The following is a 26,646-nucleotide window of genomic DNA, read 5'->3' as shown; positions in this document are numbered from 1 at the left end:
GACAACGGGCCGCTAAACAGCCCCCCCCCCCCCACCCCCCCCACCCCCCCCCCCAACCCCACCCACCCCCACAAACGAGACGCGCGTCACCGCCCGCAGCACGCGCGCCGCTTCGTAAACAACCTTTCATCTTCCATTCGCATAGTGGCGGCGCGCCGCGCGCAGACGCGCCGATCTTCCCCCATGCAATGGACTCACATGCAGACCCGATACCTGACGATTGCCGTGGCGATCGCCCTTTCCGCCGCCGCCAGCACCCATGCCGCCGAAACTGCCGACGCCAGCACCGATGCCGCGCTGAGCGCGCAGACGCTGGATACCGTCTCGGTGATCGGCCAGGGCGAAACCCGCCAGGTGCAGCGCATCACCGCCGTGGACAAGCAGGTGCTGCCTCCGGGCACCAGCGGTCAGAAGATCCTCGACCGCCTGCCGGGCGTATCGGTGCAATCCAACGATGCGTTCGGCGCCAATGAAGAATCGCAGACCATCAGCCTGCGCGGCTTCGACAAGAGCCGCCTGGGCTACACGCTCGATGGCATTCCGCTGGGCGACAACAGCTACGGCAACTACAACGGCCTGAGCATCGCCCGCGCGATCATTGCCGAAAACCTGGCCGGCGCTGAACTGTCGCAGGGCATCGGCTCGCTGGGCGTGGCCTCCACCAGCAACCTGGGCGGCACCATCCAGTACTTCTCGATGGACCCGTCCACCGAATTCGGCGGACGCGCCAGCATCACCGTGGGCGATGACAACCAGCGCCGCGGCTACCTGCGCGTGGATACCGGCGATATCAACGGCTTCTCGGCCTACGTGTCCGGCGTGCACCAGGACCAGGACATGTGGGCCGCGCCGTACCAGAACCAGACCACCCGCCAGTTCAATGCCAAGGCCGTATGGAACGTGGGCGACCATCGCTTCGGTGCGTTCGTGGCGACCTCGCGTGCCAGCCAGGCCAACTATGCCTACCTGTCCAAGGACATGCTGGCGCGTGGCCTGGGCTGGGACTGGAACATCTACGCACCGGACTGGGACCGTGCTGTCGCCGCAGCCTATTGCGCGCCGGGCACCCGAGATCCGGCCAAGTGCGCTTTCAGTGGTGGCGTCAACAGCATCGACGATGCCTACTACCAGAGCCGCGCGCTGCGCGATGACAATCTGTACTCGGTCGATGCCGATCTTCGCCTGGGCGAGCAGGGCCGCCTGAAGCTGATGGCCTACCACCACGACAACCGTGGCCAGGGGCACTGGTGGGCGCCGGGCCAGCCGTCGTACCCGGGCACCGACCGCATGCTGCCGATCTCGATCCGCAGCACCAACTACACCATCAACCGCGATGGCCTGACCGCCGCGCTGTCGTGGACGGTAGGCATCCACGAGCTGGAAGCGGGCCTGTGGTACGAGCAGAACGACCATAACGTCTCGCGCAATTTCTACTACATCAGCGGGCCGTTCCTGGACGATCTGTACCTGCAGAATCCCGACCGCCTGCTGTTCAACCAGGATTTCGATATCCGCACGCAGCAGTTCTACGTGCAGGACCGCATGCGCTTCCTCGACCAGCGCCTGATCGTGGATGTGGGCCTGAAGAGCCCGAACACCCGCATGCGCGCCACCGCCAAGGGCGGCGTGGAAACCAGCATCGCCTCGGGCACGCTCACCGCCAAGGAATCGGTGCTTCCGCAGCTGGGCGTGGGCTTCAAGCTCAACGCCAACAACGAGCTGTTCGCTTCGTACGCGGAAAACATCGCCGCGTTCGTGGGCGGTGGCAGCGGCGGCCCGCTGCAGGTGTCGCCGGAATCGTTCGCGGCCAGCGCCGGCCTGGAACCGGAAAAGTCCAAGAGTCTGGAAGCCGGCTTCCGTACGTTCGGTGAGAAGTACCAGGCCTCCATCGCCGCCTACAACGTGAAGTTCGACAACCGCCTGCTGTCGCTGAACCCGTGCTCAAGCATCGAAGTCGGCACGCGCCCCGAGTGCGTGACGCGCTTCATCAACGTCGGTTCGGTGAAGAGCCATGGTGCCGAGCTGACCTTCATCCTCAAGCCCATCGACGGCCTGCAGTGGTACAACGCGCTGTCCTGGAACAAGACCACCTACGAGGATGACTACACCTCCGGCGGTGCGATCGTGCCGGTGGCCGGCAAGATCACCGTGGACACGCCGCAGCGCATGGCGTCCAGCGAGATCAGCTGGAACCGTGATGGCTTCTTCGCCAGCCTGCGCGCCAAGTACACCGGCAAGCGCTACTACACCTACACCAACGACCAGTCGGTGCCGGGCGTGACCACCTTCGATGCCGGCGCCGGCTATGACTTCGGCCCCGGCCTGGGCCTGCGCAACGTGCGTGTTTCGTTGAACGCCACCAACCTGACCAACAAGCGTTACGCCGGCCAGTTGAGTTCGTTCGCACCCACCGACCCGAACGGCACGCGCTACGCGATCCACGCCAGCGCACCGCGCCAGGTGTTCATGACCGTCGCCGCCGAGTTCTGATGCGATGGGGTCAGAGCCCTTTCGCCTGCGAAAGGGCTCTGACCCCGGTGCAAGGTGCCGCTAGACTGCACGGGCACTGAGCAACGGACACCCCGCTTGACCGCCGACGACTACCACACCTCCTGCAGCCGCCTGCTGCAGGACTACCTGCATACCGCTTCGCCCGAACAACGCCACATCTACGTCGCACGGCGCAACTACGACGACAGCCCCGACGTGCTGGCCTGGCTGGCAGAGCAACGCGATCTGGACCGTGCCACGGCACTGCTGATGCACGCATCGCTGGGCGCAGGCCGGTTCGCCCAGTACGCAGACGCCAGCGAGGTGCCTGGCCACGAGCAGGAGGCGTACGCGCTGGTCCGTCGCATCGAGCAGCGGTGCCTCGATGGCTTCTACGCCGACCATGGGCTGGCGTTCGATCCGTTTGCCGAGGCGGTCGATGATGCGTACGACGATGGCCTGCCGTTCCCGATCGCGCAGCAGTTGCACGACCTGGCCGCGGCGTTCGAACCCGAACGCGGCCCGGCACTCGGTGATGCCACCGCAGGTGATGTCGATATCTGGGCGGAGGTCGTGCCTCCAGCACTCTCACCCGTAGCAACCGCGTCGGATCCGGGCTGGCCGCTGCTCGCCTCGTTCCTGCAGCAGGCCACGCCGCAGCAGCGTCATCAGCTGATGCTGTTCGCCGACACCCACACCCTGTCCGATGCGCTGCAATGGCTGCTTGAACAGCCGTCGTTGGCCGCATCCAGCGCACTGGCGCTGTACTGGAACCTGGGGGCGGCCTGGTACGTGCCGTTTGCCACGGTCGACGATGTACCTGCATCGCACCGGCACACCGCCGCGGTGCTGCGCGGCATCGAGCAACGGCTGGCCGAGGGCGGCTACGCAGACCAGGGGCTGGGCTTCGACCTGGCGCAGAACCGGCCGCGCTTCCCGGCACGTTGGCCCGGCCGGCCGGTGCTGCGCGCGATTCCCGAGGCGATGTGGTTGCCGCGCGATGGCCAGATCGTGCAGGAGTCCGACGAGGTGGATTTCATCTCCGGCCTGCCGGAGGAGGTGGCTGGCGCACTCGCGCAGGCGCGCGGGTAGACCGCCGAGCGCATCGGGGTCAGATCCCTTTCGCCTGCGAAAGGGATCTGACCCCAGGGGCGACCGAGCATCCACGCATGGCGTGGATCTACTGCTACGCGCGGGGGTCAACCCATGTACAACCCACCATTGACCGCGTAATCGGCGCCGGTCACGTACGAAGCCTCGTCCGATGCCAGCCAGCCCACCAGCCCGGCAACTTCCTCCGGGCGGCCCAGGCGACGTACCGGCACCGAGGCGGCCAGCCGGTCCAGTACATCCGGCGGGAAGCTGCTGATCGCCTGGCTGGCGATGTAGCCGGGCGACAAGGTGTTCACCGTCACCCCGCGCGACGCCACTTCGGCGGCCAACGCCCGGCTGAAGCCGTGCATGGCGGCCTTGGCCGTGGCGTAGTTCACCTGGCCGATCTGCCCCTTGTGGGCGCTGACCGAACCGATGTTGATGATGCGGCCCCAGCCGCGCGTGGCCATGCCATCGACCACCTGCTTGGTCAGGTTGAACAGCGCGTTGAGGTTGGAGGCGATCACCGCGTTCCAGTCCTCTACGGTCATTTGCCGGAACAGCAGGTCACGGCTGCCGCCGGAATTGTTCACCAGCACATCGACCTCGCCCACTTCGGCGCGCACCTTGGCAAACGCAGCGCTGGTGGAGGCCCAATCGGTGGCGTTGCCTTCCGATGCGATGAAATCAAAGCCCTGTTCGCGCTGTTCGCGCAGCCAGTTCGCCTTGCGCGGCGAATTCGGTGCGCAACCGGCCACCACCGTGTGGCCGGAACGGGCCAGGCCCTGGCAGATGGCAGTACCCACGCTGCCCATGCCGCTGGTGACATATGCAATTCGAAGCGTCATTGCAGAAAACTCCCTGGTACGTGGATCAGGCGGCGAGGGGATACAGGGCAAACAGCAGGCCACCGGCCATCAACAGCAGCGAGATGGCGATCGCCCACTTCAGCGTGAACTTCTGGTGGTCGGCGAATTCAACCTTGGCCAGGCCCACCAGCAGGTAGGTGGAAGGCACCAGCGGGCTGAGCAGGTGCACCGGCTGCCCGGCCAGCGATGCGCGGGCCATTTCCACCGGGGTGATGCCGTAGTTGCCGGCGGCCTCGGACAGGATCGGCAGCACGCCGAAGTAGAAGGCGTCGTTGGACATGAAGAAGGTGAACGGCATCGAGGCCAGCGCGGTAATCACCGCCAGGTACGGGCCCCAGGCATCGGGAATGATCGCCAGGAAGCTGTGCGACATCGCCTCGACCATGCCGGTATTGTTCAGGATGCCGGTGAAGATGCCCGCGGCGAAGATCAGCGATACCACCGACAGCACGTTGCCGGCATGGTTGACCACGCGGCGGCGCTGCTCGGCCAGGTTCGGGTAGTTGATGACCAGGGCAATGGCGAAGCCGACCATGAACAGCACCGGCATCGGCAGCACGCCGATGATCAGCGCGGTCATCAGCGCCAGGGTCAGGGCCAGGTTCACCCACAGCAGCTTCGGTCGCTTGATGTCCTCGGCGTCTTCCACCGACGGCAGTGCCGTGTTGTCGTCCGACACCGTGCTGTCCATCCAGCTGCCACCCTGCGGCAGGGTGACCACGCCCAGGCGACGGCGTTCCTTCATGCCCAGGTACCAGGCCAGCACCAGCACACCGGCGCAGGCGATCACCATCGACGGAATGAGCGGCACGAACACATCGGCCGGGTCCACGTGCAGCGCGGTCGCGGCACGTGCGGTGGGCCCGCCCCACGGGGTCAGGTTCATCACGCCGCCGGCCAGGATGGTCACGCAGGTCATGTTCAGCGCGCTCATGCCCAAGCGCTGGTACAGCGGCAGCATGGCCGACACGGTGATCATGTAGGTGGTCGAGCCATCGCCATCGAGCGAGATCAGCATGGCCAGCACCGCGGTGCCGAGCACGATCTTCATCGGATCGCCCTTCACGAAGCGCAGGATCACCCGCACCAGCGGATCGAACAGGCCTGCATCGATCATCACCCCGAAGTACAGGATGGCGAACATCAGCATCACACCGGTGGGCGCGATCTTCTTGATGCCTTCCAGCATCATTTCGTCGATGTTGGCGCCGAAGCCGCCCAGCAGGGCGAAGATGATCGGAATGGTGATCAGGGCGACCAGCGGCGACAGTCGTTTGCTCATGATCAAGTACATGAACGTAATGACCATGCCAAAGCCGAGGATGCTCAGCATCATCTGCGGACTCCTAATGAAGACAGGACGTGGGGAAGGGGAGGGGGAATGGGGAGGCTTAGAAGTCGAACTGCAGGCGGCCGGTGACCGCGCGCGTGCGGTCCACCGTGATGCCGGCCAGGCGGTCGCGGTTGCGGCTTTCGATCACGTTCAACATGAAGCGCAGGTTGTCGCGCAGGTACCAGTTGCCGCCCAGCGTCCACGCCTCGGTGCTGCCACGGCGGAGGTCCGGCGCGCCATCCAGGTGCTGCGCGCCCCACATCTGGTCGTAGCGCAGCGCCACTTCGAACGCGCCGGCCTTGTGGCGGATGTCCTTCACGCGGGCGAAGCGGCCGGTCTTGCGGTCGTAGGCACGGCTTTCGCCGGTCACGAACCAGCTCAGCATGCCGTAGGCCGCCATCACGTCGCCGCGCTGCGCACCATCATCGAACGTGGCGCCACTGAATTCACCCTGCCAGGACAGCGGACCGCGCACCTGCGCGTATTCCAGCGACCACTTGTTGACGTCGGTATCGCGGCCGGCGGAGAAATCGACCAGGGTCAGGCGGCTTTCATCGGACAGGTGGCCGGCCGGGCGCGGGCGGATCTTCAGCCCCGGTGCACCGCTTGCGCCAGGGTTGTCGTAGGCCTCGCGGGCCAGCGACAGGCCCAGGTGCAGCACGTCACCATCGCGGGGGGCCGGGGCCCAGGTCACGCGGCCACCGGCGGCGCGGCCCTTCACCTGCCAGGCGTCGATGCTTTCCAGGCTGTAGATGCTGGCCGCCCAGGTGAAATCGCCCGGATTGGCCTGCCAGGACGCGCCCAGGCGGTACAGCGGCGCCAGCGTGGTGCCGGCGTTGCCACGCTCGAGGAAGCTGCCGTAGTTGGAACCGGTGCGGTCATCCAGCGAGAAATACTGCTTGAACTGGCCCACGGTCAGGCGGCCAGCGCTGCCGAAGCCGCGGCTCAGGTAGACGTCCTTGGCCTCCACGCGGTCGCCGGAAAAGTCGGCTTCCATCTTGTAGTCGACCACGAAGAACTTGCCCGACACATCCAGCCAGGCGCGGCGTACTTCGGTGTCGTCCTTGTTCGGGGTGCCGCGGTCGTCGTTGTCGAACGTGGCGAAATCCAGGTGCAGGCGGCCGCCGACGGTAGCGGTGACAGGCCGGTCGTCTTCAGCAAAGGCCGGCGCGGCCAGCGCAGCCAGGGCCATCATGGCGGCGGGGCGCTGCCAGGCAAACTTCAATTCCACAAACCCTCCCAGGTGCGCGCCAGGCGCGCGGCAATCGTGGGCACCGGATGGTGCGCGGCCGCAGTCTGGGTCGCGGTAGCTGTCATCGTCCTGTCAGCGGTTTGTGCGGTGCAGCGTAATCGCGGCCGCAGCGCTACCCGGTAGCGCCGGGCCATGCCCGGCGGAATGCATCCACCACACGCTATCGCGCCGCACGCGGTAGCATTCGCTTCCCCCCGCGTCCCTCTGTTCCCGCCGATGCGCCTGCTGCTGGTCGAAGACAACCCGGACCTGGCCGATGCCATCATCCGCCGCATGCGCCGCAGCGGGCATGCCGTGGACTGGCAGGCCGACGGCCTGGCCGCCGCCAGCGTGCTGCGCTACCAGAGCTTCGATCTGGTGGTGCTGGATATCGGCCTGCCCAAGCTGGATGGCCTGCGCGTGCTGGCCGGCATGCGCGAACGCGGCGACAGCACCCCGGTGCTGATGCTGACCGCGCGCGATGGCATCGAAGACCGCGTACAGGCGCTCGACGTGGGCGCCGATGACTACCTGGGCAAACCCTTCGATTTCCGCGAATTCGAAGCGCGTTGCCGCGTGCTGCTGCGCCGTGCGCGCGGCCAGGCCAGCGAAGTGGTGCAGGTGGGCGGTTTCCAGTTCGACAACGCCGCCCATCGCGTCACCCTGGACGGGGAACCGATCGAACTGCCCAATCGCGAATACCGCCTGCTGGAAATCCTGGTGGGCCGCATGGGCCAGGTGGTGGGCAAGGATGAGATCGGCAACGGCCTGTTCGGCTTCGATGACGAGGCCGGCCCGAACGCCATCGAGCTCTATGTGGGGCGCCTGCGCAGGAAGCTGGCCGACGCACCGGTGCGCATCACCACCGTGCGTGGCGTGGGTTATCTGCTGGAACCCACCGACGGCGGCAATGACGGCGATGGCTGAGCTGCGCGCCACGGCGCCGGGTTCCCTGCGGCGCACGCTGCTGTTGTATCTGGGCGGATTGCTGGCGGTGTTCGCGGTGGCGCTGTTGTTCGCCGCGCGCGACTACGGCCAGCGCGCCGCCAACCGTTCCTACGACCACCTGCTGGTGTCCTCGGCGCTGTCGATTGCCGATTCGGTGGCGCTGGTCGATGGCCAATGGCAGGTGGACCTGCCCTATGCCGCGCTGGACCTGCTGTCGATGGCCGCCGAGGACCGCGTGTTCTACCGGCTGACCGACAGCCGCGGCAACCTGATCACCGGCTACGGTGACCTGCCCGCGCCGCCGCGCCGCCCGGGCCTGCAGCCGCAGTTGTTCGATGCCGCATACAGTGGCGAAACCGTGCGCTTCGTGGTGGTCAGCCGCAGTTTCGCGGCGGCGTCTGCGCAGGGCGATGTGCAGGTGCAGGTGGGGCAGACCCGGCGTGCGCGCGAAGCGCTGGCGCAGGACATGGTCAACCGTGCCCTGCTGGCCATTGGCGTGTTGTCCGGCCTGCTGCTGGCCCTGGTGGCCTTCGGTGTGCATCGCGCGTTCCGCCCGCTGGTACGTGTGGAACGCGAGCTGTCGCGGCGCGAACCGTCCGATCTGAAGCCGCTCGATGCGCGCGTACCGCGCGAAATGGACCAGATGGTCGCGGCGTTGAACCGCTTCATGGAGCGCCTGTCCAGCAGCAACGAAACGCTGCGCGCGTTCATGGCCGAGGCCGCGCACCAGATGCGCACCCCGCTGGCAGCGCTGCGCGCGCAGGCGCAGCTGGCGCTGGACGATGATGATCCGCAGGACATGCGCCGCAGCCTGCTTGCGATCGAACGCAATGCCACCCACATGAGCCGCCTGCTGAACCAGCTGCTGAGCGACGCCAGCGTGATCCATCGCTCGCACCTGCAGCGTTTCGCTGCGGTGGACCTGGCCGAGACCGTGCATCAGGCCCTGCATGAAGCGCTGCCGCAGGCGGGGCCGGCGCCACGCGTGCAGTTGGCCATGACCGCCGAACCGGTGCAGGTGCAGGGCGATGCGCTGCTGCTGCGCGAGGCCATCAAGAATCTGGTCGACAACGCACTGAAGTACGGTGGCGACGGCGCGCTGCAGATCGCGCTGACCGTGGAAGGCGGGCGGGCCGTGCTGACCATTGCCGACCATGGCCCCGGCATCGCCGCGGCCGATGCCGGGCGCGTGTTCGAGCGTTTTGCGCGTGGCGAGGGCGCGGCGGCCGGCGGCGCCGGCCTGGGCCTGGCCATCGTCAAGCGCGTGGTGGACAGCCACAACGGCCACATCGACCTCAGCAACCGCCCGCAGGGCGGCCTGGTGGCCACCATCCGCCTGCCCCGGAGTACCGCATGATCCGCCTGTTCGCCGGCGCGCTGGCGCTGTTGTTGGCTGCCCCCGTACTGGCTGCGCCCGGCGATGTACGGCGCTTTCCCGCGCAGGGCGCGGCGACCGCGCAGCTGCGCATCCACGGCACCACCGATATCGAAGTGTTTGCCGAGGTCATCGCCGATTACCAGCGCCTGCATCCCGGCACTACGGTGGTCTACGAAGACATCATCACCCAGGACCTGTACGCGCGTTACCTGCACGACCGCAGTGGCCCGGATTCGCCGGACCTGCTGATTTCCAGCGGCATGGACCTGCAGACCAAGCTGGTGAACGATGGCCACGCGGTACCGCACCGCTCGGCGCAGACCGCCGCACTGCCGGCCTGGGCGCAATGGCGCAGCGAGGCCTTCGGCATCAGCTACGAACCGGTGGTGATGGTCTACAACACGCGCGCATTGCCGGCGGCCAAGGCGCCGCGCACGCGCCGCCAACTGCTGGACCTGCTGCGCGCCGATGGCCTGCCGCTGCGTGGCAAGGTCGGTACCTACGATATCGAACGCAGCAGCGTGGGCTACCTGCTGGCCACCCAGGATGCGCAGCGTGGCAGCATCGCCGGCGCGCTGCTGGGCGCGCTCGGCGACAACGCGGTGGTGCGTGAAGAACGCACCGGCGTGCTGCTGGACCAGGTGGCCAGTGGCCAGTTGTCGCTGGTCTACAACGTGCTGGGCTCGTATGCGCAGGCGCGCATCGATGCCGGCGCGCCGCTGGCCATCGCCGAGCCCGAGGACTACACCCTGGTGGTGCTGCGCACGGCAGTGATTCCGCGCACCGGCGCGCACCCGGAAGAGGCCGGGCGCTTCCTCGATTACCTGCTGTCGCCGCGTGGCCAGCAGGTGCTGTCACGCGAGGCGCGGCTGATGCCGATCGTGACCGGCAACACGCGCAGCGACGATGCGCCGGGCCGCAGCCGCCGCCCGATCCAGCTTGGCCCGGGGCTGCTGGTCTACCTGGATGCGCTGAAGCGCCGCCAGTTCCTGGATGCCTGGCGCAGCAGCGTGGAACCGGCCGGGCGCTGAGCCCTTGGGCGCGCCGGGACACGCCCGGCGGATGCGCGGCAGTGCCCGTACAATGGGCCCATGAGCGAATACACCATCCTGATCGCCGATGACCATCCGCTGCTGCGTTCGGCGGTGGTGCAGTCGTTGCGGCAGAGCCTGCCGCTGGCCCAGGTGCGCGAAGTGGCCAGTGCCGATGCGCTGGCACAGGCGCTGGACGCCCAACCGGATGTGGACCTGGTGCTGCTGGACCTGACCATGCCCGGCGCGCATGGCTTTTCCGCGCTGCTGCACGTACGTGGCTCGCACCCGGACATCCCGGTGGTGATCCTGTCTTCCAACGACCACCCGCGGGTAATCCGCCGCGCCCAGCAGTTCGGCGCCGCCGGTTTCATTCCCAAGTCGGCCCCGGCCGAAACCATCGGCGAAGCGGTGCAGGCAGTGCTGGACGGCAGCCTGTGGTTCCCGGCGATGGCGCCCGAGCGCAGCGAATCCGACGCCCTGCTGGCCGCACGCCTGGCCCAGCTCACCCCGCAGCAGTTCCGCGTGCTGCTGTGCCTGGCCGATGGCCTGCTGAACAAGCAGATTGCCTACGAACTGGGCCTGGCCGAAAACACTGTGAAAGTGCATGTGACCGCCATCCTGAAGAAGCTCGAATGCCACAGCCGCACCCAGGCTGCCGTGCTGGTGAAGGCGCTGGAGCCGGAAGGCGACGCGGGCGGGATCTGACCCTTTCCGCTTTGCGGGTCCGGTGGGCCTGCCTTCGGCCGCAAGGATGATTGATCAGCCGCTTTTGTGGAGTCGAGCTTGCTCGACTGGGGTGACAACAGCAGTCGAGCAAGCTCGACTCTACGAGGCAACAGCAGTCGAGCAAGCTCGACTCTACGAGGCAACGGCAGTCGAGCAAGCTCGACGCTACCCCCGATGCCGCAACAACAGTTGGGTCATCAACGCGCGCAGGGCGGGGGGCCGCACCGGCTTGGGCAGAAAGCCCCAGCCTTGTTCGGCCGCATGTGCCTTCAGGGCTTCATCGCGCTCGGCGGTCACCAGGATCACCGGTGGCCGCGCCTGCCACAGTCTGCATAGCGCTTCGTACAGATCCGGGCCGTGCCACTGGCCCATGCGCACGTCCAGCAACAGCAGCTGCGGCACGTTCAGCGCGCTGGCGATTTCCAGCGCGCCCTGCGGGCCGTCGGCCAGTTCCACGTTGCAGCCCCAGCGTTCCAGCAGGGCGCGGGTGGCGGCGCATACGCGCGGATCATCGTCGATGCTCCACACCCGGCACTGCCGCAGCGGGCTGTCGTCGGTCAGCTCGGCGGCCACCACCGGTGCCGGCGCCGGTACCGCCACGTCTTCGGCCTGCCCCAGCGGCACGCTTACCGCGAACACGCTGCCCTTGCCCAGGGTGGAGCGCAGGCTGATGCGGTGGCCCAGCAGGCGGCCGATGCGTTCAACGATGGCCAGGCCCAGGCCCGCGCCCCGTTCCTGTTCCACGCCGTCGTTCAAGCGGCGGAATTCCTCGAAGATCTCACCCTGCAGGCTTTCCGGAATGCCCGGGCCCTGGTCGTGCACTTCGATGCGCAGATGCTCGCCCACGCGCCGGCAGCCGATCAGCACGCGCCCGCGCGGGGTGTAGCGCAGCGCGTTGGACAGGAAGTTCTGCAGGATGCGGCGCAGCAGCGCTTCATCGCTCACCACGATGGCGCGCGTATCCACCCAGTGCAGGTGCAGGCCACGGCTCTGCGCGGCCATGCCGAATTCACGGGCCAGGGTTTCCAGCAGCGGCGACAGCGCGAACGCGCGCACCCGGGTCTGCAGCGCACGCGATTCCAGCCGCGAAATATCCAGAAGGCTGTTGAGGATGGCGTCCTGCGCGGCCAGGGCCGCATCCACGTGTTCGCTCAGTTCGCGTGCGTCGCCGCTCAAGCGGCCGCGCAGCACCGACACGAACATGCGCGCGGCATTCAACGGCTGCAGCAGGTCATGCACGGCCGAGGCCACGAAGCGCGTCTTGTAGCGGTTGGCCTGCTCGGCCTCGCGGCGCGCTTCGTCCAGATCGTGGGTGCGCTCGGCCACGCGGTGTTCCAGCGCGTCGGCCAGCGAGCGCAGTTCGCGCGCAGCGTTCTTGTAGCTGGTGATGTCCGCGTAGCTGGTGACGAAGCCGCCGTCGGGCAGGGGATTGCCGCGGATCTCAAGCACGGTGCCGTCGTCTTTCTCGCTTTCGCGCATGTGCGGGCGGCCGCTGCGCAGGTGGTTCAGGCGGCGCTCGATGGCCTCGTCGATCGGCCCAGGGCCGAGCAGGCCGCGGCGCGCATTGAAGCGGAACAGTTCTTCGATCGGCCGGCCCACCCGCACCAGCCCCGCCGGGAAGCGGAACAGTTCGACGTAGCGCGAATTCCAGGCCACCAGGCGCTGTTCGCGGTCGATCACCACCACGCCCTGCGGCAGGTGTTCCAGGCTGCGACTGAGCCCGCTGTCGGCATCGGTGGCTGCCTGCAGCAGGCCATCCTGGGCGGTGCGCAGTTCCTGCGCGTGCTGCTTCAGCAGTGTTTCCAGTTCGCGGCGGCTGCGCTGGCGGTGCTTGGACAAGCGCCGGCGCTGCTGCACGAACAGCACCAGGAAGCCCAGCGCCAGCCAGGCGGCGGCACCGGCAATGGCTGCACCGCGGCCGGCACTACCCGCAGCACTTGCATCGTGCAGCAGGTGCAGGCTCCAGTCTTCGTCCTCCAGCGCCAGGCTCTGCCACAGCATCGGCGTGGCCAGCGCCGGGTCCAGCAGGCGCACCATGCGCCCGCCATCGGCCAGTACGTCTTCGGTACGCACCCGCAGCGGCTGCAGGGAACGGTCGGCGTACTGGCGCGCGGCCAGCATTTCGCGGCGCTCGCTGGCCCCCAGAGGGCGCAGCAGGCGATAGCGCCAGGCATCGCGGTTGGCCAGGAACACCACATCATGGTTGTCGCTGGCCAGCACCACGTCGGGGCTGCTCAGCCATTCCTGTTCCAGCGCCGACAGCTCGATCTTGATCACGATCACGCCGATGCGCTGGCCCTGTGCATCCACGATCGCTTCGGACATGAAGTAGCCCGGCACGTTGGTGGTCATGCCGATGCCGTAGAAGCGGCCGCGGCCGTGGGCCATGGCCTGCTGGTAGTACGGGCGGTAGCTGTAGTCCTCGCCGACGTTGCTGGCCGGCTCGCTCCAGTTGCTGGCGGCCACGGCCACGCCGTCGCGGCCGACCAGGGTGAGCGTGGAAGTACGGGTAACCTGGTTGGCGCGCTGCAGCTTCAGGTTCAGGCGCTGCCGCTCGGTTGCCGACATCGGCGCCTGCAGGGCCTGCAGCAGGTCCGGGTCCAGGGCCATCACCTGCGGCAATGTGCCGAAGCGGTCGATGCGCTGTTGCAGGCCCTGCCCATACAACTGCAGCTGGCGCTGCACCTGGGCGCTTTCGGTGGCCAGCGCGCGGCGCCAGGCGTAGTGGCCGGCCGCCACCGCGCACAGCACCGTACCGCCGATCATCACCAGCAGGGTCAGCAACAGCAGGCGGTGGCGGCTGAGCCAGTACATGGCGGCAGTCTACGCAGGGGCGGGGGGGGGGGGGGGGGCCCCCCCCCCCCCGCAGGCACTGTGGAAGGAAGTGCCGGGGAACGGATCAGAAGTGCATCTGCGCGCGCAGTTCGAAGATTTCCGGGGTGCTGTGCACGCCGCGACGACTGGCGTCGACCTTCACATAGTTGGCCTGGAACTTGAAGTGGCTGGTCAGGTACCAGTTCGCACCAATGGTCAGGTCGTGCTGGCGGCCGCCCAGGATGCTGCCATCGTCCAGGTCCAGGCGGCTGTAGCGGGCCAGCAGTTCCACCGCGCCGTAATCGTGGGCGGGCTTGATGTTGGCCACCGCGCCGGCGTTGTACGGGCGCGATTCGCCGGTCAGCACCCAGCTGGCCATCGCGTACTGGCCATTGCCGGTGTAGTCGGGCAGGCCCTTGCGGGTCACCGTGGCCTGCAGGGCTTCGGCCTGCAGCGAGAACGGGCCACGGATCCAGATACCTTCCAGGCCGGTGCGGCGGATCTGGTCGGCAGTGACCAGCGCACCCGAATCGACCAGGCGGATATCGGTCAGGCCGGCTTCCGGGCGGGCACGCAGGCGCGCGCTGGCTTCGTGGTGCACATCGCGGCCATCGTGGTAGCCGCGCGGGTTTTCCTGCGAATAGGCCAGGCCCAGGTGGACCACGTCGCCCGGTGCCTTCACCGGGGTCCACACGGCGCGCACGGCCTGGGTGGTGCCCGGGTTGTCACCCTGCAGGTCCTTGCCGCCGTACGCGCCGGCCTGCAGCAGGTACTGCGGGCGCTCCAGCACCCATTCCACACCGGTGCGGCGGCCGGCGTAGAACGCCTGTACCGGCAGCGCGGTCTCCAGGAAGCTGCCGGCGCGCGAGGAGGTGTTGGCATCCAGGCCGACCGGGGTCTTCATGTAGCCGAAGCGGAAACGACCCACGTCGCGGCCGAAGAACGCCTTGCTTTCAAAGCGCACGAACACGTCCAGCCAGGTGTCGGCCTGGAAGTCGTAGTAGACCATCGCGTCGTACACGCCCTTCTTCTTCAGGGTCGCGCCGAACTCCTTGCGGCGCACCGCATCGTCATCCTCGATGCCGCTGGCCGAGGAAAAATCGTTGTAGTCGTAAGCGATGTTGGCCGTGGCGGCCAGTTCGGTGCCGTCGCCGAAGGTGTACTTGGTCGGCCAGTTGTCGAAATCGGCGGCGGAGGCGAAGGCGGGCAGTGCGGCCAGCGACAGGGCCAGCAAGGTGGGAATCGGGCGCATGGGTGGTGCGGCTCTCTCAGATTGCGTGTGGACAGGACAACAACGGCCGCGATGGCCGGAACTTGCGCGGGAACGTGCCCGGCCGTTCAGCTCGGGCCACCGGCGTCCCCGGGGGCGTCGGTACGGCGCCAGTGTAGGCACCGCAGCCACCTGAACCGGGGGGCTAGTACCAATAGGTTATCTGCGCCGGCGTGCCCGGCGCGTACAAAGGCGTCCATTGGTCGCGCCGGCGCTCACCGCCGGGCCGCGCCCAGATCCACGGAGACGGTCCCGCCACGGCGGGAATCGTATGCGCCAGAACCGCCCCTTCCGGAGTCCGCCATGCACATCCCGACCACCGCACCGGTGCCCACAAAGCCGTTGCCGCTCTACCGCCAGCTGTACTTCCAGGTGATCGTGGCGATCGTCCTGGGCGCCGTCCTGGGCCATTACGAGCCGCTGATCGGCGAGAAAATGAAGCCGCTGGGCGATGCTTTCATCAACCTGGTGAAGATGATCATCGCCCCGGTCATCTTCCTGACCATCGTCACCGGCATCGCCGGCATGACCCACCTGCGCACGGTGGGCCGCGTGTTCGCCAAGGCGATGGCGTATTTCCTGTTCTTCTCCACCCTGGCCCTGATCGTGGGCATGATCGTGGCGCACGTGGTGCAGCCCGGCGCGGGCATGAACATCAACCCGGCCGAGCTGGACCAGACCGCGGTGCACAGCTATGTGGAGAAGTCGCATGACCTGACCCTGGTCGGCTTCCTGATGGACATCATCCCGAAGACGCTGATCAGCGCCTTCGTCGATGGCAACATCCTGCAGGTGCTGTTCGTGGCCGTGCTGTTCGGCATCGCGCTGGCCTCGGTGGGCGAGAAGGGCAAGCCGATCGTCAACTTCCTGGAAGCGCTGGTCGCCCCGGTGTTCAAGCTGGTGCACATCCTGATGAAGGCCGCCCCGATCGGTGCCTTCGGTGCCATCGCCTTCACCATCGGCAAGTACGGCGTCGGTTCGCTGGTCAACCTGGCCTGGCTGGTGGGTTCGTTCTATCTCACCGCCTTCCTGTTCGTGGCCGTCATCCTGGGCGTGGTCTGCCGCCTCTGCGGGTTCTCGGTGTTCAAGCTGGCCCGCTACCTGAAGGCCGAGCTGCTGCTGGTGCTGGGCACGTCCTCGTCCGAATCGGCGCTGCCGTCGCTGATGGAAAAGATGGAACGCGCCGGCTGCAGCAAGTCGGTGGTCGGCCTGGTGGTGCCCACCGGCTATTCGTTCAACCTGGACGGCACCAACATCTACATGACCCTGGCGGCGCTGTTCATCGCCCAGGCCACCAACACCGAACTGACCCTGGGCCACCAGATCGCCCTGCTGCTGGTCGCCATGCTCAGCTCCAAGGGCGCGGCCGGCGTCACCGGTGCCGGCTTCATCACCCTGGCCGCCACCCTGGCCGTAGTGCCGGAAGTGCCAGTGGCCGGCATGGCACTGATCCTGGGCGTGGACCGCTTCATGAGCGAATGCCGCTCGCTGACCAACTTCATCGGCAATGCGGTGGCCACCGTGGTGGTGTCGCGCTGGGAAGGCGCGCTGGACCGTGACCGCCTGAAGCTGGCGCTGGACGGCCGCGAAAGCGAGCTGCCGCCGCCGGTCGATGCGGTGGCCCCGGTACTGACCGAGGCCCTGCCGGCCAAGGGCTGACGCCAGGTGTGTGGTACTGCGGGGCCGGTCACGACAGTGGCACGGCCCCGCAGCGTTTCAGGGCGTCGCTTGGCTGTCATCAAGGGCGCCCACGCTGGACCCGGATCGTTGCATACGGTACGGAATTGTGCGGTCGCAGCATGGCTGCGACAGGATAGCGACAGGTCCAGCCACTCCAACGGGGGTATCATCCCCTGTCCCTCTTGCCCATTCATGTAACCCACATCGATGTCCAACGAAGATTTCAAACAGGCCGCCCTCGATTACCACCGCATGTCGCCGCCGGGCAAGATCCGCGTCGCTGCGACCAAGCCGATGCTGACCCAGCGTGATCTGTCGTTGGCCTATTCCCCGGGCGTGGCCTACGCCTGCGAAGCCATCAAGGCCGACCCGCAGCAGGCCAGCGAACTCACCGCCCGCGGCAACCTGGTCGCGGTCATTTCCAACGGCACCGCCGTGCTGGGCCTGGGCAACATCGGCCCGCTGGCCGGCAAGCCGGTGATGGAAGGCAAGGGCGTGCTGTTCCAGAAGTTCGCCGGCATCGATGTGTTCGACATCGAAGTGGACGAAACCGATCCGGACAAGCTGGTCGACATCATCGCCTCGCTGGAACCGACCTTCGGTGGCATCAACCTGGAAGACATCAAGGCCCCGGAATGCTTCGTGGTCGAGCGCAAGCTGCGCGAGCGCATGAAGATTCCGGTGTTCCATGACGACCAGCACGGCACCGCGATCATCGTCGGCGCCGCCGTGCTGAACGCCATGGCCATCACCGGCAAGAAGATCGAAGAAGTGAAGCTGGCGACCACGGGCATGGGCGCGGCCGGCATTTCCTGCGTGAACATGCTGGTGCAGCTGGGCCTGAAGCCGGAAAACATCCTGGCCTTCGACCGCGAGGGCGTGATCCACACCGGTCGTACCGATCTGGACCCGGAAAAGCAGCGCTATGCGCGCGATACCGACAAGCGCACCCTGGCCGAGATCGTCAACGGCGCCGATATCTTCCTTGGCCTTTCGGCCCCGGGCATCCTGACCGCCGAGATGGTCAAGACCATGGCGCCGGACCCGGTCATCTTCGCGCTGGCCAATCCGACTCCGGAAATCATGCCGGAAGAGGCGCGTGCCGCCCGCCCGGACGCGATCATCGGCACCGGCCGTTCGGACTACCCGAACCAGGTCAACAACGTGCTGTGCTTCCCGTACCTGTTCCGCGGCGCGCTGGACGTGGGCGCCACCGCGATCAACGAGGAAATGAAGATCGCCTGCGTGCGCGCCATCGCCGCGCTGGCCCGCCGTGCGGCCACCGACATGGGGTCGGCCTACGGCGGCGATGCACCGAGCTTCGGCCGTGAATACCTGATCCCGCGCCCGTTCGACCGCCGCCTGCTGGTGGAACTGTCCGCCGCCGTGGCCCAGGCCGCGATGGATTCGGGCGTGGCCGCGCGCCCGATCGCCGACATGGATGCCTACCGGCAGAAGCTGTCGCAGTTCGTGTACCGCACCAGCCTGATGATGAAGCCGGTCTACGACCGCGCCCGCGCCGACAAGCAGCGCGTGGTGTACGCCGAAGGCGAAGAGGAAGTGGTGCTGCAGGCGGTGCAGAACGTGGTCGATGAAGGCCTGGCGCACCCGATCCTGATCGGCCGCCCGGACGTGATCGAAGCGCGCATCGAACGCCTGGGCCTGCGCCTGAAGGTGGGCGAGAACATCGAGATCACCAACATCAACGATGATCCGCGCTTCAACGAATACTGGCAGTACTACCACGGCCTGACCGGCCGCCGTGGCGTGACCGTGGCTGCGGCGAAGAACCTGATGCGTTCGCGCCCGACCCTGATCGCCGCGGTGATGGTTGCCCGTGGTGAAGCCGATGCCATGCTGACCGGCATCGTCGGCCGCTTCCACAAGAAGCTGGGTTACGTGCGCAGCGTGCTGCCGCTGGAATCGAAGGTCACCTCGACCTCGGCCATGACCGGCGTGATCAACCAGCAGGGCGTGTTCTTCTTCGTGGACACCCACGTGCAGGAAGACCCGACCGCCGAGCAGATCACCGAAGCCACGCTGCAGGCGGCCTATCGCATGAAGCTGTTCGGCGTCGAGCCGAAGGTGGCGCTGCTGTCGCACTCCAACTTCGGCAGCCACGATTCCAAGGACGCACTGAAGATGCGCCAGGTCCGCGAGATGCTGCTCAAGCGCAACCCGCGCCTGAACGTGGACGGCGAAATGCAGGGCGACACTGCGTGGGACGAAGCGCTGCGCCAGAAGCTGCTGCCGGGCTCGACCCTGCAGGGCCGTGCCAACCTGTTCGTGCTGCCGAACCTGGAAGCGGCCAACATCGCCTACAACCTGGTGCGCGTGTTCACCGATGGCGTGGCGATCGGCCCGATCCTGATGGGCGTGAACAAGCCGGTGCACATCCTGACCACCAGCGCGACCTCGCGCCGGATCCTGAACATGACCGCCATCGCCGCGGTGGATGCACAGATCCGCAAGCAGCTGGAAGCGGAGAAGAAGGCGTAAGCCTTCTTTCCAGCGACAGCTGCAGAAACGCGCCCCACGGGGCGCGTTTCTGTTTGCGCGAAGCGCAGACCCGGATCGGGTAGCGCCGGGCCATGCCCGGCGGCGCGCAGCGCGGTGTGCCGTGTATTCCGCCAGGCATGGCCTGGCGCTACCGCCCTCAGCGCCGGCCGCGGCGCGCCGGGGCCGGTGGCGGGGCGTCGCTGCGCGGCTTGGCGTACTGCGCCCACAACACCGGCAGGGTCTTGCCGGTTTCCTTCTGCCACAACGTGGGCGCGTAGCGGCCGTCGCGCAGCGCCTTGTCCAGCGCTAGCACCAGCCCCGGGTGCTCGCCCTCGGCCCATTTCAGGAACGCACCGGTCACCCGGTAGCCGCTTTCCACCGTCTGGCCCTTTTCCACCTTCACCGGCAACGCCCAGCCGGCGGCGGTGTTGTTCATGCCGTAGCGGTCGCGTGCGTAATCGGCAATGCCTTCCACCAGCCAGCCCGGCACGCGCTTGTCGCCGTAGCTGGGGTAGCCCTGCACGATGTGCATCGCCTCGTGGGTCACCAGGTCGATGTCATCGGGGTGCTTCAGCAGCCAGCCCGGATTGATGGTGATCGTGCTGGCCTTGTCCTTGTCACCCACGTAGGCCACGCCGTTGTAGGCCGGATCGATCACGATGCGCACTTCGTTCGGCGCCGCCGGGCGGAAGTCCGCCCGCTCGCGCAGGTAAGCGAAGTAGAACGTGTCGATGATGCGCTTGCGCACCGGTGCCGCCAGGGCACCACTGGCATCCTGGTAGTACAGGGTCACGCCATCACGGCTGACCTGGCCATCGAAGGCCTGGGTCTGCGCCTGGCCAACACCGGGGAAGGCCAGAGCAAGAAAGAGCAGGGGAATCAGACGAAGGCGCATGGCGTCATTGTACGGTGGCCGGTGCCAGCAGTTCGATCTCGGCCAGCTGCAGGCGGCCCGGACCGATCACGCGCAGACGGTATTCGCTGTAGCGTGCCGGCGTGGCAATGCGGAACGGACGGGTCTGCCGCGGCGAGGTGAAGTCTTCGCCGTCGCGCTGGTCCAGCGAGCGCCAGCTTCCGTTGCCGTTGCGCGCTTCCAGTACCCACTGGCCGCCACGGATCGCGCCATCGCCACTGGTCAGCGTGTACAGGGTCGGCACGCCATCGGCGCCGCCGCTCAGGCTGATGGTCGCACCCGCACCAAGCGCCACTGCGGTGTCCGCATCGTCGTCGGTCAGGGCGGGCAGGGCACGGCCATCGGCCAGTGCCGCGCGCGCGCTGCCGCCCAGCAGGTCGTGCAGCAGCTGCGGGCGCTTGCCGACCGCGGTCAGCGATGGCGGTACATCGTCGGCACCGCTGCCCCAGCGCGACGGCTGCGGGCCCATGGCGAAGTCCAGTGTGGCGCCCTGGGCGATCAGCGCGTGCGGCACCCAGGTCTTCGTCCACGGCTTGCCGTTGATCTTCAGCGACTGCACGTACACGTTTTCCGGCGAATTGTTCTCGGCGTTGACGGTCAGCACCGCGCCGCCCTGCAGTTCCACCCGTGCGTGGGCGAATGCCGGCGAACCGATCACATACTCCGGCGCCCCCATGCGCAGCGGGTACAGGCCCAGCGAGGCGAACAGGTACCAGGCCGAGGTCTCGCCGTTGTCCTCGTCACCGGGGTAGCCCTGGCCGATCTCGCTGCCCACGTACAGCCGCGACAGGATCTCGCGCACGTGCTGCTGGGTCTTCCAGGGCTGCCCGGCGTACAGGTACATCCACGGAATGTGGTGCGCCGGCTGGTTGCTGTGCGCATACATGCCCATGCGCACGTCGCGCGCTTCGGTCATCTCGTGGATGATGCCGCCGTAGGAACCGGCGAATTCCTTCGCGGCGGTTTCCGGGGTGGCGAAGAAGGTGTCCAGCTTGGCCGCCAGTTTTTCGCGGCCGCCGTACAGCGCGGCCAGGCCTTCGCCGTCGTGGGCAGCGGTGAAGGCGAAGGTCCAGCCATTGGATTCGGTGTAGTCGTGGCCCCACACGCGCGGGTCGTAGTCCTTGGCATCCACGCGCCAGCTGCCATCGGCCTGGCGGCCCTGGAAGAAGCCCACCGCCGGGTCGAACACCGTGGCGTAGCCGGCTGCACGGTAGCGGAAGTACTCGGCCTCGGTGCGGTAGCGCTCGCGCGCGGCCGGCGTGGTTGCCTTCGTCGCCAGTGCCTGCGCCATGTTGGCAAGGCCGAAGTCGTTCAACGCACCTTCCATCGTCCACGACATGCCTTCGTGCACATCGGCGCTGGCGTAGCCGCGGAAGGTGGAACGGTCCATGCCCTTGCGGCCGACGTGGCGGTCCGGCGGCACTACGGTCGCGTTCTTCAACGCTGCGGCATAGGCTTCGGCCGGATCGAAACCGCCGATACCCTTCAGCCAGGCATCGGCGAAGGCCACGTCGGAACTGGTGCCGACCATCAGGTCCGCATAGCCCGGTGACGACCAGCGCGCAATCCAGCCGCCGGCGCGGTACTGCTCGATGAAGCCCTGCACCAGCTGCCCCGCATCCTGTGGGGTGAACAGCGCATAGGCCGGCCAGGTGGTGCGGAAGGTGTCCCAGAAGCCGTTGTTCACGTACACCTTGCCGTCGCGTACCGGCGCGAAGCTGCGGCTGGCGCTGCCATCGGTGTTGTTGTCTTCCGCACTGGCCTGGCTGGCATAGCGCCAGTCGGGTGCGGCGGCGGTGCCGGCATTCTCGTGGCCCGAATTGGGGTACAGGTACAGGCGGTACAGGTTCGAATACAGCGTGGTCTTGGCGTCGTCGCTGGCCTGGCCGATATCGAAGCGCGACAGGCGCGCATCCCAGGCGTCCTGCGCGCGCCCGGCCACGCTGGCCAGGGTGTCGGCGTCGGCGATTTCCAGCGCCAGGTTGTGCCGTGCCTGTTCCAGCGAGATCAGCGAGGTGGCAATGCGCATCGTCACCGTGCGGCCCTGCGCGGTATCGAACTTGATGTAGCCGGTGGGGCGGCCGGTATCGATGCGGCCGCTGCTGCGCCAGGGCCGGTCGAAGCGGGCCACCACGTACATGCGGGTGGCGCCGTTGGACAGGCCGCTGCGCGTGTCGGTGTAGCCGCTCAGGGTCTGCGTGGCCGCATCCAGGGTCAGCCCGCCGCGCGCATCCACGTTGTCGAACAGCAGGTTGGCATCGCTGCCCTGCGGGAATTCAAACTGGAACAGGGCGGCATGGTCGGTGGGCGCGATCGACGCTGCGATGCCATTGTCGAAGCGCACGTCATAGCGGTACGGGCGCGCCGATTCCTGGCTGCGGTCGAAGGACAGGGCGCGCTTGCTGCGGTCGGCCTCGGGCACGCCGCGGGTGGCCGAGGGCATCACCTGGAAGGTCTGGCGGTCGCCCATCCACGGGCTGGGCTGGTGGCTGAGCGCCAGCGCCTGCAGCTGCGGCCGGTTCTTCGCATCGTTCTGCTCGCTCCAGCGGTACAGCCAGTTCAGTGCGCCGGCGTCGGTCACCGGGGTCCAGAAGTTGAAGCCGTGCGGCACCGCCGTGGCCGGGAAATTGTTGCCGCGCGAGAAGGTGCCGTTGGCCTGCGTGCCGCGGGTGGTCAGCACCCAGTCCGACACGCGCTGCGGCACGGTGCGCGGCTGCGCATCCAGGCGCACATCGTCGATCCAGCCCGCCACCGGCGCGCCATCGGCGCTGGCCACGGCCAGTTCAATGGCCACGACCCGGCGCCCAAGCAGGCCCGGGACTTCGCCCAGGCGCACCGCCTTGCGCGCCCACTGCTGCGGGTACAGCGTCTTCGAATCGCCCTGCGCGCGGGCGCCCAGCGCGATCCCGTGCTGGTCGCGCGCGGCGCTGGCCGACACCCGGCTGCCATCGTCCAGGCGCAGGTCCAGCGACACATAGGTCGAAGCCACGGTATCGCTGCCGACGATCTCCGGCAGCACCAGCCACGACAGCGTGGTGTCGGCGGCAATGGTCAGATCGGTGGTGAACAGTTCGCGTGATGCACGGCCGCCATCACCGCGGTAGTGCAGGGCATGCAGGCCGGTGTAGCCGGCATTGCGCTTGGCGGCATACGGGGCGGCCGGACCCGTGCCGATCTGCACCTGCAGCGCGCCTGCGGCCTTCAGCGGTGCCGGTTCGCCCGGCTCGAACGAGGTCTGCAGGCCCTGCGCCAGTGCCGGCGTCGCAGAGGTCGCGCAGGCCAGGGCCAGGGCGAGGGGAAGCAGGGCGCGGCGCGGATCGGTCAGGGTCATGCAGGGTCTCCCGGGTAAGGCAGGCGGCTGGCAGGACCCGCATCGGCGAACACCCAGGACAGCACCGCCCGTGCCGCCCAGGGGCAGCGCGGAAGCGATGCAGGTCCGGTGGGGGGCGGGCCGTGCGATCGGGTCGGGTTGTAAGGGTCCCGATGCTGCAACAGGCGGCTGCACCCTGACAAGTGCCATTTAGTTCGATCCAAATGCGGCAAATCCTCGCCAGTGCAGGGCGGTGCCCGGAACTGCTTGGATCGATTGAAGAAATCCGCCCAGGTGGGTGTCTGTGCGTCGGAACGGAAGGTGTGCAGACGCCAACCCGCCTGTTGCGGTGCAATGCTGGCCCGGCCCAGATGCTAGAATCCCAGCCCTCGCAATCCGTTCATCGACACCCGCCATGAGCCATACCGCCACTGCGCCCGCCAACGCCGAAAAGCGCTACACCGTGCACCGCGCCGACCTGCCGCTGAGCTGCCCGACCCCGGAAATGGCGCTGTGGAACTCGCACCCGCGCGTGTACCTGCCGATCGAAGACGAGCCCAACGGTGAAGCGCAGTGCCCGTACTGCGGCTCCACCTTCGTGCTGGCCGACTGATCGGGCGGCCGTTCGATGCGCCGATTGACCGTGGTGCAGTTGCTGCCGGCGCTGCACTCCGGCGGCGTCGAGCGTTCCACCCTTGAAATCGCCGCCGCTCTGGTGGCGGCCGGCCACCGTGCCCTGGTGGTGTCCGCCGGCGGTCGCCTGGTGCAGCCGCTGCTGGACAGCGGTGCCGAGCACCTCACGCTGGATATCGGCCGCAAATCGCTGCTGACCCTGCGCCACATGCCGACCCTGCGCCGCCTGTTCGCCGAAGTGGGCGCGGACATCGTGCATGCGCGCTCGCGCCTGCCGGCCTGGCTGGGCCTGTATGCGATCCGTGCATTGCCGCCCGCGCAGCGCCCGCGCTGGGTCACCACCGTGCATGGCCTGAATTCGCCCAGCCGCTACAGTGCGGTGATGACCAGCGGCGAACGCGTGATCTGTGTGTCCAACACCGTGCGCGAGTATGTGCACACCCATTACCCGACCGTTCCCGACGCGCGCCTGCAGGTGATTCCGCGCGGCGTGGACGTGGGCCAGTTCCCGCGCGTGGCACGTGCCGATCGTCGCCCACGCCTGGCCCTGGCGGCCGATTACCCGTGGCTGGGGCAGGTAGACGGCCCGCTGCTGCTGCTGCCCGGGCGCGGGACGCGGCTGAAGGGCCATGCGCACGCGCTGCAGTTGCTGGCCGACCTGCGTGCAGCCGGCGTGCCGGCGCAGCTGTGGATGCTGGGCACCGATGAGCCCGGCCGCGAAACCTATCTTGCCGGCCTGCGCGCGCAGGCGGCCGCACTGGGCATTGCCGAGGCCGTGCACATCAGCGTGCCTACCGCGCGCATCGCCCAGGCGTACGCCGCCAGCGACCTGGTGCTGCAGCTGTCGGACAAGCCCGAGGCCTTCGGCCGCACCGTGGTCGAGGCCCTGTCGGTCGGCCGCCCGGTGCTGGGCTGGAACCACGGCTGCGTGGGCGAACTGCTGCGGCAGCTGCAGCCATCGGGTGCAGTGCCGCTGGGCGATGCACAGGCCCTGCGTGAACGCGCGCTGGCCCTGCTGGCTCAGCCGCCGTCGTTGCCGGGGCGGATCCCGTTTACCCTGCAGGCCATGCAGCGTGACACCCTTCGCCTCTATGCCGACCTTGCCGGCTGACCCCACGCCGACCCTGCGCGATGATCGCGCCGGGCGCTGGGCGCCCTGGTGGGTGCTGGCCTACGTGGCACTGTGGCCGCTGCCGGGCATCGCCGAAACCGTGCTCGGCCTGGGCGCGCTGTACGCCGCCGCGCGGATGGTGCTGCGCCGGCTGCAGCATCGCCCGCATCTGCTCAGCCCTGCCGCGTGGGCACTGACGTCCATCCTGTTCCTGGGCTACTGGCTGCCGCAGGCGTTCTCGGCGCTGGATGCCATCGATCCGTCGGCGGCCTGGACCAAGACCGCCGCCGGCCTGCGCTATCTGCCCTTCATGTGGCTGGTGGCCATTGCCGTGGCCACCCCGCAGCGGCGTCGGCTGACGCTGGGTGGGCTGGCGCTCATCACCGGGCTGTGGACCGTGGACGCGCTGGTGCAGGCGCTGGCCGGCACCAGTCCGTGGTTCTGGTCGCTGGACCAATTGAAGCATGTGGTCAGCGGGCACGGCCTGTGCCCGGCCGATGAGGTGGTGCTGGCCGACCGTCTCAGCGGTGCCCTGGGGCCGTGCAACCTGAAGTTCGGCCAGGTGCTGGCCAGCCTGTCACCGTTCCTGCTGCTGCCACTGGCCCGCCGTTTCGGCCATGCCGGCTGGCTGCTGGGCGCGGCCGCGCTGGGCATCGTGCTGCTGCTGGCGGGCTCGCGCGCGTCCTGGGTCACCTTTGGCCTGGTGCTGGTGTACAGCGGCGTGCGCCAGTTCGGCTGGAAGCGCCTGCTGTTGTTGTCGCTGGCCGGCCTGCTGGGCGCGGCTGCGTTGACTGCCAGCGTGCCGCAGCTGCGCGAGCGCGTGGCGCGCACCGCCATGGCCTGGGATGGCGCCGACGACGGGGTGGACCAGGCGCTGTCTGGCCGCGCGCGTATCTGGTCGGCGGCAGCGTGCATGATCGAAGAACACCCGATCAACGGCGTGGGCGCGCGGGGGTTCCGCGATGCCTACCCCGCGTGCGTGCGCGAGCAGGCGCCCGCCGTATGGGGCGCCGAGCCGGCCTTGCACGCCCATCAGATCGTGCTGGAAATCCTCGCCGAAACCGGCGTGCTGGGCCTGTTGCTGTGGCTGGCGGCCGTGGCCCAGGCGTGGCGTGCCTGGCGCTTCGCCCCGGCCGCGGCGCGTGAGCGCGCACGCCCGGCCATGCTGGCGCTGGCCGTCACCGTGTTTCCCTTGAACACCCACCTGGCGTTCTATTCCACCTTCTGGGGTGGGGTTACCGTGCTGCTGGCGGCGCTGTTCGTCGGTACCCTGCTGGCGCGTGAGCCCGACGATCCGCCCAACGCGATGTAGTCG

Annotated in this window: 18 protein-coding genes; 11 read left to right on the top strand and 7 right to left on the bottom strand. The window is 67.9% G+C overall.

All coding sequences use genetic code 11. The features are described 5' to 3' along the window. The first annotated feature begins 198 nt into the window (after nt 1-198). Both IAE58_RS05605 and IAE58_RS05600 read left to right on the top strand, forming a co-directional pair. Complete coding sequence (locus tag IAE58_RS05605; protein WP_199932895.1) at nt 199-2,490, top strand: TonB-dependent receptor; 2,292 nt, start codon at nt 199-201, stop codon at nt 2,488-2,490. A 96-nt stretch (nt 2,491-2,586) separates the two neighbouring features. Further along, nucleotides 2,587-3,582: a DUF4274 domain-containing protein gene (locus IAE58_RS05600; RefSeq protein ID WP_199932894.1), complete on the top strand. Its 996-nt coding sequence runs from the start codon at nt 2,587-2,589 to the stop codon at nt 3,580-3,582. A gap of 107 nt (nt 3,583-3,689) precedes the next feature. Here IAE58_RS05600 and phbB read toward each other — a convergent pair whose 3' ends face one another. The 3 genes from phbB to IAE58_RS05585 are packed head-to-tail and all read right to left on the bottom strand — an operon-like array spanning nt 3,690 to nt 6,979. Continuing rightward, complete coding sequence (phbB, locus tag IAE58_RS05595) at nt 3,690-4,430, bottom strand: acetoacetyl-CoA reductase (protein WP_108762854.1); 741 nt, start codon at nt 4,428-4,430, stop codon at nt 3,690-3,692. 25 nt (nt 4,431-4,455) lie between these two features. After that, entirely contained in the window at nt 4,456-5,784 is a 1,329-nt protein-coding gene (locus IAE58_RS05590) for a CitMHS family transporter (RefSeq protein ID WP_108754875.1), read from the bottom strand. Nucleotides 5,785-5,842: 58 nt separating this feature from the next. Further along, nucleotides 5,843-6,979 (bottom strand): porin, encoded by a 1,137-nt coding sequence (locus IAE58_RS05585; RefSeq protein WP_199932899.1) that lies wholly within the window; start codon nt 6,977-6,979, stop codon nt 5,843-5,845. A gap of 273 nt (nt 6,980-7,252) precedes the next feature. On the opposite strand from IAE58_RS05585, the gene IAE58_RS05580 reads away from it, so the two are divergent. From IAE58_RS05580 to IAE58_RS05565, 4 genes are read left to right on the top strand one after another with little or no spacing between them, the layout of a single operon-like run. Then, the gene (locus tag IAE58_RS05580; protein ID WP_108751623.1) at nt 7,253-7,942 is read left to right on the top strand and encodes a response regulator transcription factor; all 690 of its coding nucleotides are present in this window, start codon (nt 7,253-7,255) and stop codon (nt 7,940-7,942) included. Further along, nucleotides 7,935-9,320 (top strand): sensor histidine kinase, encoded by a 1,386-nt coding sequence (locus tag IAE58_RS05575; protein WP_199932893.1) that lies wholly within the window; start codon nt 7,935-7,937, stop codon nt 9,318-9,320. The genes IAE58_RS05580 and IAE58_RS05575 overlap by 8 nt, the downstream gene beginning before the upstream one ends. Further along, the gene (locus IAE58_RS05570) at nt 9,317-10,372 is read left to right on the top strand and encodes an ABC transporter substrate-binding protein (protein WP_199932892.1); all 1,056 of its coding nucleotides are present in this window, start codon (nt 9,317-9,319) and stop codon (nt 10,370-10,372) included. The genes IAE58_RS05575 and IAE58_RS05570 overlap by 4 nt, the downstream gene beginning before the upstream one ends. Nucleotides 10,373-10,432: 60 nt before the next feature. Next, nucleotides 10,433-11,080 (top strand): response regulator transcription factor, encoded by a 648-nt coding sequence (locus IAE58_RS05565; RefSeq protein ID WP_108754101.1) that lies wholly within the window; start codon nt 10,433-10,435, stop codon nt 11,078-11,080. Nucleotides 11,081-11,266: 186 nt separating this feature from the next. Here IAE58_RS05565 and IAE58_RS05560 read toward each other — a convergent pair whose 3' ends face one another. Beyond that, the gene (locus tag IAE58_RS05560) at nt 11,267-13,915 is read right to left on the bottom strand and encodes a PAS-domain containing protein (RefSeq protein ID WP_199932891.1); all 2,649 of its coding nucleotides are present in this window, start codon (nt 13,913-13,915) and stop codon (nt 11,267-11,269) included. A gap of 85 nt (nt 13,916-14,000) precedes the next feature. After that, nucleotides 14,001-15,167: a porin gene (locus IAE58_RS05555; protein ID WP_108754098.1), complete on the bottom strand. Its 1,167-nt coding sequence runs from the start codon at nt 15,165-15,167 to the stop codon at nt 14,001-14,003. A 321-nt stretch (nt 15,168-15,488) separates the two neighbouring features. On the opposite strand from IAE58_RS05555, the gene IAE58_RS05550 reads away from it, so the two are divergent. Next, the gene (locus IAE58_RS05550) at nt 15,489-16,844 is read left to right on the top strand and encodes a dicarboxylate/amino acid:cation symporter (RefSeq protein WP_199932890.1); all 1,356 of its coding nucleotides are present in this window, start codon (nt 15,489-15,491) and stop codon (nt 16,842-16,844) included. A 228-nt stretch (nt 16,845-17,072) separates the two neighbouring features. Next, complete coding sequence (locus IAE58_RS05545) at nt 17,073-19,364, top strand: NADP-dependent malic enzyme (RefSeq protein WP_199932889.1); 2,292 nt, start codon at nt 17,073-17,075, stop codon at nt 19,362-19,364. 157 nt (nt 19,365-19,521) lie between these two features. On the opposite strand, the gene IAE58_RS05540 is transcribed toward IAE58_RS05545, so the two are convergent. Both IAE58_RS05540 and IAE58_RS05535 read right to left on the bottom strand, forming a co-directional pair. Continuing rightward, nucleotides 19,522-20,259, bottom strand: a complete 738-nt coding sequence (locus IAE58_RS05540; RefSeq protein WP_108762849.1) for a basic secretory protein-like protein — start codon at nt 20,257-20,259, stop codon at nt 19,522-19,524. Nucleotides 20,260-20,263: 4 nt separating this feature from the next. Further along, a complete protein-coding gene (locus tag IAE58_RS05535; RefSeq protein WP_199932888.1) occupies nt 20,264-23,608 on the bottom strand; it encodes a GH92 family glycosyl hydrolase in 3,345 nt (1,114 codons plus the stop codon). Between the two features lie 394 nt (nt 23,609-24,002). On the opposite strand from IAE58_RS05535, the gene IAE58_RS05530 reads away from it, so the two are divergent. From IAE58_RS05530 to IAE58_RS05520, 3 genes are read left to right on the top strand one after another with little or no spacing between them, the layout of a single operon-like run. Continuing rightward, on the top strand, nt 24,003-24,200 hold the full coding sequence (locus IAE58_RS05530) for a zinc-finger domain-containing protein (protein ID WP_108750589.1): 198 nt from the start codon (nt 24,003-24,005) through the stop codon (nt 24,198-24,200). A 15-nt stretch (nt 24,201-24,215) separates the two neighbouring features. Continuing rightward, on the top strand, nt 24,216-25,331 hold the full coding sequence (locus IAE58_RS05525) for a glycosyltransferase (RefSeq protein WP_199932887.1): 1,116 nt from the start codon (nt 24,216-24,218) through the stop codon (nt 25,329-25,331). Then, on the top strand, nt 25,312-26,643 hold the full coding sequence (locus IAE58_RS05520; protein WP_199932886.1) for an O-antigen ligase family protein: 1,332 nt from the start codon (nt 25,312-25,314) through the stop codon (nt 26,641-26,643). Before IAE58_RS05525 ends, IAE58_RS05520 begins: the two co-directional genes overlap by 20 nt. Nucleotides 26,644-26,646: the final 3 nt, after the last annotated feature.

This window comes from Stenotrophomonas sp. S49 (assembly GCF_016624905.1).
In the GTDB taxonomy this organism is placed as follows: Bacteria; Pseudomonadota; Gammaproteobacteria; order Xanthomonadales; family Xanthomonadaceae; genus Stenotrophomonas.
This window is presented reverse-complemented; position numbering and strand designations above follow the sequence as displayed.